The following is a 7426-nucleotide window of genomic DNA, read 5'->3' as shown; positions in this document are numbered from 1 at the left end:
CCAGACCAGGTTAGCTACCGTGAATCGGCCGAGGATATCGTGCATGTGGTACAGCTGATGCCGAGCGCTGCTGCGATGGTGCGATTCGAGCGACGCTGCTCAAATTTCATGCGTAATACATTGATATAGATGCACATTTCTGTTCTCGCGTTCTTCTTTTTACGTGCCATGCCATACCCCCGGAAGCTAAAAGTCTCCAGAGTATGGCGGAACAGAAGATGAGCGATCGGACAGAATCGGAATCGCTGATCGGGCGACCGGAATCAGTGATCGGGCGTGACCGGAACCAGCAACCCCTCCGAAGAGGGGGTGGACATCGAAATAAGCCAGAATGGCGGGTTATCACGCTTACGAGCGGCCTACGTTCTGGGGGCGGATGGTGGCCATAGCAAGGTGCGCCATCATCTGGCTCTGCCGTTTAGCGGCGCGCCTTACCCGCAAAATTTTCTGCTCGGCGATGTTCAGGTGAACTGGGAAAACGGCCATGATCATTTCCGTATCTTCATGCATGGCGAGCGCATCGGCCTATTTCTGCCGCTGGCGGGCAGTGGTCTTTCACGCGTCATGACGACTGACATTGACGCCGATGATAGCAATCGTAATGGCGCCGGTAATAACGACACGCGTGATGCCGGCCATGATAACCGTAACGGCAGCGATAGTGGTCAGGACGATGGCGCACCGGCAGCGCTTGAACTGGATGAACTGCAACGCGCGTTTTCCTCCGCGGCGCAGGTGCCCGTCACGCTGGGCAACGCGCAATGGCTCACAAAATTTCGCACCCACCATCGCTATGTGAATCGTTACCGCGTCGGGCGCATTTTTGTGGCGGGAGACGCTGCCCATATTCACTCCCCGGCGGGGGGACAAGAAATGAACACCGGGTTGCAGGATGCCGCCAACCTGGCCTGGAAGCTGGCGGCGGTCTTGCAACATGGCGCGCCGGAGAGCCTGCTTGAGACCTATGAAAGCGAACGCCTGCCCGTGGCGTGCGACACTATCACCTTTACCGACAAACTCTTCAGCCTGGCCRCGGGGCAGAGCGGCTGGCGCGCCCKGGTGAGGGATGMGCTGGCACCGGTCGTGGTGGGGCAGGCATCTCGTCTTGGGTTTGTGCAGAAGAAAGCGTTTCGCAAGTTTGGTCAACTTGATATTCGCTACGGCGAAAATCCTTTTCTCGCCCCGTCAAGCCCCTCCAACGCCCCCGCCAGGCCGGGAACACGGGCTCCTAATGCTCAGCTCAGCCGGCATCAGGATCTGTTCGATGTGTTGGCCGGCTATTGTTTTCATGTACTGGTTCTATCCCGCAGACGTTTGTCGCCCCCGCAGGCGGCCGGCCTTTTGAAATCCCTGGCGGGGGAAACCGTTAAAACCGCGCTGGTGGCCCGTCTGACGGTCGGTATGCATCCGGGGATGGAAACGGTCACGCGCAAGGAAGTTTTTGTCCGCTACGGCTTAGTCAACGACACGGCGCAGGCCGTATTGCTGATCCGCCCGGACGGCGTCATTGCCTGGTGCGGCGATAATGATGACTTCTCGCCGCTTGTCGCCTTCCTGCAACGGTTCTCTGCTGTAAAGGGGAACCCTCCCGCCGGGAGGTAAATCACGTCCCCCGCACGCTTGCCTGGGCGCTTCATCGTCCGATCGCGGCAACAATACGCTTWAATTTCGCSCTGGCGCCATTACGAYCCCGGTCTTTTTCCGGCTCGCTGGGGCCTGGAAACGCGTGATCTACTCACCTGTCGGGCCGCGGCCGTCAGCGGCATGCAGGGCTCCTCTCCCGTGTTGCCAAATCGAGGCGCAATACCGCTACGCCCGCGATCTAACCTTAGCCATCGGCACAGTGAGAGTGGATTAATTAGGTAATTAACTTTACTATTAAGATATATTTTCATCAATCGTTGATTGGATGTTTAATTTAAAATAAACCTTATGCAGCCTAAAGCAATACACTTACGTAATGACCCTGCGGGGGTGTATTTTGAACGACATTCTCTTTTTGCTTAGCAGGCAGTGTAACTAAATGAGGAGCGCATAAATGGACATTAAGCAGAAAATCGGCGCAATGACCCTGGAAGAGAAAATAGGTCAGAAAATCATGCTTGATTTTCGCTATTGGGATGCCAACGGCAACGGTAAGCAGGACATGATTGCTCCCGACGAAACTATTGCAAAGATAATTCGCGATAACGGTATTGGCGTCGTGATCCTCTTTGCCAACAATTTGCAAAATAAAGCACAAATACAGACGCTGACGGAGTGGTATGCAAGAATCACTACCGGCGGCAATATGCGTTTATTTATCGGTACGGACAATGAAGGTGGAAACGTATTTCGTCTCTCCCGCGGTGAATATGTTGCCTTCCCCGGTAACATGGCCCTGGCGGCGACATGGATAGGCGGCGCCGATAAGGAACTTGCCCGCGAGCAGGCTCAACATATGGCAAGCGATCTGCGGGCGTTATCGATCAATGTCAATTTTGCGCCGGTCGTTGATGTCAATACTAATCCGTTTAACCCCGTCATTAATGTCCGTAGTTTCAGCGATGAGGTTGCAACCGTTACCACGCTGGCGGAAAACGTTCGCGCGGGCATGCACCAGCAGCAAATGATTACCGTCTATAAGCATTTTCCGGGCCATGGCGCCACATCGACCGATTCGCATACCGCCCTGCCGCGGGTTGACCGTGACCGCCAGGAGGCGTTCGCAATCGATATTGTACCTTATCAACACGCCATCGCCAGTGATACGCCGCCAGAGATGATTATGACGGCGCATATCCAATATCCAGCGTTGGACGATACCCGGGTGCGTAACCGTAACGGCGTGGATATTACCGTGCCCGCAACGATGTCACGTTGCATTCAAACCGACATTCTGCGTAACCAATTGGGCTTCACCGGCGTGACATTGTCGGACGCGCTGGATATGGGCGCCATAACCGATCATTTTAACCAGGATGATGCGCTTGAGCGGGTGTTTACCGCCGGTGTCGATATCGCCCTAATGCCGGTAAGCGTCGCTTCGCCTGCCGATGCTCAGCGCCTGTCGCAACTGATCGCGCTGATGGCGCGGAAGGTAAAACAAGGGGTTATCAAAGAGGAGGACATTGATGCCTCCGTTGCGAGGATCTTGGCGTTAAAGCGGCGATATCACCTGCTGGAAAAGGGAAAGGAAAGGGCGCCGCAGCCTGGCGCCGATGGGCAGGCGCTGGAAAAGCGCATCAGCGATCGGGCGATTACYGTCGTCATCAATCAGCAGTCGACGCTGCCTTTAAAGGACAAAACGCAACGCTATTTTGTACTGACGCCGTGGGCTGAGCAGGCTCAGGGCATTGCGGCGGTAATGGCGCAAGAAGGGTATCTTACTGTGGAGGCGGCGAAGGAGACAAACCTGACGGATGCGGAGATCAAAGCGCACATCGCGCGCTGCGACGTTTTTATGCTCGGTACGCTCTCTACCGCCTTTTCGCCGGTAGAGAGTGCGGCGTCGCCGTATAAGCCCCAACCCGATGAGACGAGCGATCGCTACCTTACCTGGCTGCGCTTYGCGGCGACGCAGGGGAAGAAACRCATCCATTTATCCCTACGGGCGCCTTACGACATTGTGAACTTCKCCGCGGAGGTTGACGCAGCCGTTGCCTCTTATTCTTATCATGGCTATGACAACGGCGTTTGGGGCAGCCATGCCATGATCTCGCTGGCTGAAGTGCTCATCGGTCAGCGTTCGCCGCAAGGGAAACTGCCGGTCAATACTTGGCATCATTATGATGTAAAGACCAATACCGGTACCTTGGCCTACCCCCGYGGGTTTGGGCTTAGCTGSTAACAATAACGGAATGGCTGCCGGCGCGTATACCGCGGCCGATTTCAAGATTAATGACTTTCATGCCTTGAATTAGGGAGACAATAGTGCGGAGTGACAAAGGAATGGTACGTTGGCTAATAATCCTTTTATGGCTGGGGTTACTGGTCGGCTGTAGCAATAAACGTACGGCGGAGCGCCTGCCGCCGTTAACCAGCCAACCCCAGGCGTCTGAGATGCGCGGTGTCTGGTGGACGACTCTGTATGGAGTTGATTGGCCCGGGCTCTCGACGCTTGATGCGCCCAATGACGCAGAGCGGATTCGACAGCAGCAAAACGCGCTGACAGCCAAGTTGGACAATCTGGTCAAGATAGGGGTTAACACGGTTTTTTTTCAGGTCAAGCCTGACGGTAACGCGCTTTATCGTTCCGAGCTATTACCCTGGTCGGAAGTCCTCACGGGAACGGTCGGCCGGGATCCGGGCTATGATCCCCTGGCGTTCATGCTTGCACAAGCGCATAAAAGAGGTCTGAAAGTGCACGCCTGGCTCAATCCTTACCGGGTTACCCTGAACACCCGGCCAGAAACCGCCGCAGCGCTTAATGCCACGCTGAGGTCATCACCCGCCAGCGTTTATGCGCTCCATCCTGACTGGATTCGTATCGCCAGCGGCCGCTACGTTCTTGACCCCGGCCTGCCCGAGGTGTGCAATTGGATCGTCAGCGTTGTCACCGAGTTGGTCAAAAATTACCCGGTGGATGGGGTGCAGTTCGACGATTATTTTTACTATGAAACCCCGGATTCCCGGCTGGATGATGATGCCACTTACCGGCTATATGGGCAGGATTTTAACGATAAAGCCGATTGGCGGCGCAACAATACCTTGCTGATGATTAAGCAGGTATCCCAGGCAATAAAATCGCTCAACGCGCACGTTGCCTTTGGCATCAGCCCCGCCGGCGTCTGGCGCAACGCGGCGGATGCTCCCCACGGTTCGGCTACCCAAGCCGGGGGCCCTGCCTATGATACCGCTTACGCGGATACCCGGCAGTGGGTGCGGCTGGGCCTGCTGGACTACATCGCTCCTCAGCTGTATTGGCCGGTGGAGCGGCAGATAGTCCGGTATGATGTGTTGGCAAAGTGGTGGTCAGAGGTAGTACGCCCTACCCACACCCGGCTCTATATAGGCGTTGCGCTTTACAAAATAGGCAGCCCCACGAAAGCCGAACCGGATTGGGGTGTGGCGGGCGGGGTCGCGGAGTTGAAAAAACAGCTGGATATTAACGAAGCATTACCTGAGGTCAACGGAACTATTCTGTTTAGCGAAGCCTATCTTAGCCGGCCGCAGACCGCCGCCGCGGTGGACTATCTAAAAAGCCGATGGCGGCCCTGATACGAGGCAATTAAAACGAAGATCCCCCGCCGTTACCAGCAGGGCCATTGAAACGAATATCACCCTGCCGTTTCCGGTAAGGCCGTGCCGGGTGGTGGTTTAGGCCGCATAGCGGATACGGTAACTCTGAACCCCCTTGATAAGGAATAGCGCGGCAAACATCAGGGTGAAAAACAACACGATGGGCGCCCCCGGCGAACTATCCAGGAAGAAAGAAACGTACACGCCCAAAAAGCCGCCGGCGACGGCGATGACGACGGAAGCCAGCATCATCGACCAGAATTTCTTGGTGATAAGGAAGGCTATCGCCCCTGGGGCAATCAATAACGAGACGAACAAAATGATCCCGACCGCTTTAAGCGCCGCCACGATCGTCAGGGCGAGGAAGCAGAGCAGGCCGTAGTGCAATAGGCTCACATTAAGGCTGGAGGCTTTGGCTTGAACCGCGTCAAAGGTTTGCAGCACCAAATCTTTCCATTTTATGGCGATGAACAGCACCGTGGCGGCGGAGATGACCGCCGCCTCGATGAGATCATCCGCACCAATTCCCAGCATATCGCCAAACATACCGGAAAACACGATCCCCATCAGCGTGTCATGCTTAATGCGGCTATTGTTTTTCAAAAAACCGGTTGTCATGGCGCAAACCAGACCGGCCACGAAAGCGCCGACCGCCAGTGGAAGCCCGACCATATAGGCGACGATGACGCCCGGAAATACCGCATGGCTCATGGCGTCGCTCATAAGCGCCCACCCTTTTAACACCATCAGGCACGACAGCAGCCAGGCGGGAACGGCGATAAGAAGCACAATCAAGAACGCATTATTCATGAAAGCGAAATCAAAGGGCATCAGCAAGGTGTCTGTCAGGCTCATCCTTTTTTCCTTAACTCGGTGCGAGCGCGTTTACGGGAGGCCAATAAGCCGTGCCGCGGCGCCAAAACGAATGCCAGCAAAAAGAGGAGGGTTTGCAGCGAAACGATCAACCCGCCGGTGGCGCCGTCAAGAAAGTAACTGCTGTACGCGCCCACGAAACTGGTTAGCGCGCCCATGGGCATCGACACCATCAGCAAACGAGGGAAACGATCGGTCAGCAGCCAGGCGGTGGCATCGGGCGTCACTATCATGCAAATCACCAGGAAGGCGCCGACCGTTGAGGCGGCCAGCAGAGTGAAGAACAAACACTTCAGCCCCACCGGATTAATACCGACGGATCGCGCATGGTTTTTATCAAAGAATACCACATCAGATCTTTCCACTTCACTAGCAATATGGCCAGCGAGATGCAGCCGATGAGCGCCAATTGCAAAATATCGGACGGCGCAATCACCAACAAATTGCCCAGCATGATCGTCTCGATATTCATTGCGGCGGGCCGCAGCGACAGCATAAATAGCCCGAATGCGAAGAAAGACGAGAACGTCAACCCGATAATAACATCCTCTTTCAGCTTGGTGCGTTGATTGATAAACAGCATGGCCGACGCGGCCAGACCGCCCGATAAAAAGGCGCCGGCGACACCGGGAACAATCGAATGCGATAGCGCATCCCCCATCAGGGACCAACCCTTCAGCATCAGATAACACGAAAGAAAGGCGCAAACGCCCCCGACCAATGCGGAAACCCACATCGCATTGCACATATAGTCATAGGTAAAGGGCTCAAGTAGCACGTCAAGCATAACTGTCCTCAGCCGACCTCTGGCGCCAATAAATTATCGTCCCAGGAAAGCTGATGGAGCGCGCCATCAAAGGCGCGCTCGATATTGCTCCGGGTAAAGATTTCCCTCGTCGGTCCGCAGGCCATCACGGTCCCTTTCACCAGTACGGTCATGTCGCAAAACGTCGGTACCGAACCGAGATTATGGGTGGAGACCAAGATGGTCCGGCCTTCATCGCGCAGTCCGTGCAACAGGGTGACGATCTGTTTTTCGGTCTTCAGGTCCACGCCTGTAAACGGTTCATCTAATAAGATCAGTTGACCATCTTGGGCGATGGCGCGCGCCAGGAATACCCGTTTCCGCTGGCCGCCCGAGAGCTCGCCAATCTGCCGCTTCCGCAGCCCGCCCATAGCGACACGCTCCAGGGGTAAGCGTACGCCCAGCGCCGTATTGACAGTTATTCAGCAGGGATGGTGAGGTTCCACGGCAGGAGCTCTTTGATTTTGTTGATGGGATGATCCGTGATAATCGCCAGCACATGGCGCAGATACGCTTCCGGCTCCACGC

General features: G+C 55.6%; 5 protein-coding genes and 3 pseudogenes. 3 read left to right on the top strand and 5 right to left on the bottom strand.

Going from position 1 to position 7426, the window contains the following annotated elements; genetic code table 11:
• A pseudogene (locus tag ACMX3H_RS09885) lies at window positions 1-170 on the bottom strand (IS21 family transposase); the annotation flags it as partial.
• A 106-nt stretch (window positions 171-276) separates the two neighbouring features.
• Here ACMX3H_RS09885 and ACMX3H_RS09880 point away from each other — a divergent pair.
• The 3 genes from ACMX3H_RS09880 (at window position 277) to ACMX3H_RS09870 (ending at window position 5199) form a co-directional block, all read left to right on the top strand.
• Window positions 277-1602, top strand: a complete 1326-nt coding sequence (locus tag ACMX3H_RS09880) for an FAD-dependent monooxygenase (RefSeq protein WP_415210690.1) — start codon at window positions 277-279, stop codon at window positions 1600-1602.
• Window positions 1603-2038: 436 nt separating this feature from the next.
• Complete coding sequence (locus ACMX3H_RS09875) at window positions 2039-3829, top strand: glycoside hydrolase family 3 N-terminal domain-containing protein (RefSeq protein WP_415210689.1); 1791 nt, start codon at window positions 2039-2041, stop codon at window positions 3827-3829.
• A gap of 101 nt (window positions 3830-3930) precedes the next feature.
• The gene (locus tag ACMX3H_RS09870; RefSeq protein ID WP_415210688.1) at window positions 3931-5199 is read left to right on the top strand and encodes a glycoside hydrolase family 10 protein; all 1269 of its coding nucleotides are present in this window, start codon (window positions 3931-3933) and stop codon (window positions 5197-5199) included.
• Between the two features lie 99 nt (window positions 5200-5298).
• Here the strand turns inward: ACMX3H_RS09870 and ACMX3H_RS09865 are convergent, their stop codons facing one another.
• The 4 genes and pseudogenes from ACMX3H_RS09865 to ACMX3H_RS09850 form a co-directional block, all read right to left on the bottom strand.
• A complete protein-coding gene (locus ACMX3H_RS09865) occupies window positions 5299-6075 on the bottom strand; it encodes a metal ABC transporter permease (protein WP_415210687.1) in 777 nt (258 codons plus the stop codon).
• Window positions 6072-6880: pseudogene (locus ACMX3H_RS09860) on the bottom strand (metal ABC transporter permease). Before ACMX3H_RS09860 ends, ACMX3H_RS09865 begins: the two are co-directional and overlap by 4 nt.
• A gap of 8 nt (window positions 6881-6888) precedes the next feature.
• Window positions 6889-7296 (bottom strand): annotated as a pseudogene (locus ACMX3H_RS09855) (ATP-binding cassette domain-containing protein); the annotation flags it as partial.
• 20 nt (window positions 7297-7316) lie between these two features.
• Window positions 7317-7426, bottom strand: a 110-nt coding sequence (locus tag ACMX3H_RS09850) for a transposase domain-containing protein (protein ID WP_415210691.1), incomplete at its 5' end; no start/stop codon positions are given.

Source organism: Sodalis sp. (in: enterobacteria) (assembly GCF_047607725.1).
GTDB lineage: Bacteria > Pseudomonadota > Gammaproteobacteria > Enterobacterales > Enterobacteriaceae > JBLKSS01.
The sequence above is the reverse complement of the archived record's forward strand: the minus strand, read 5'-3'. Positions and strand labels throughout refer to the sequence as shown.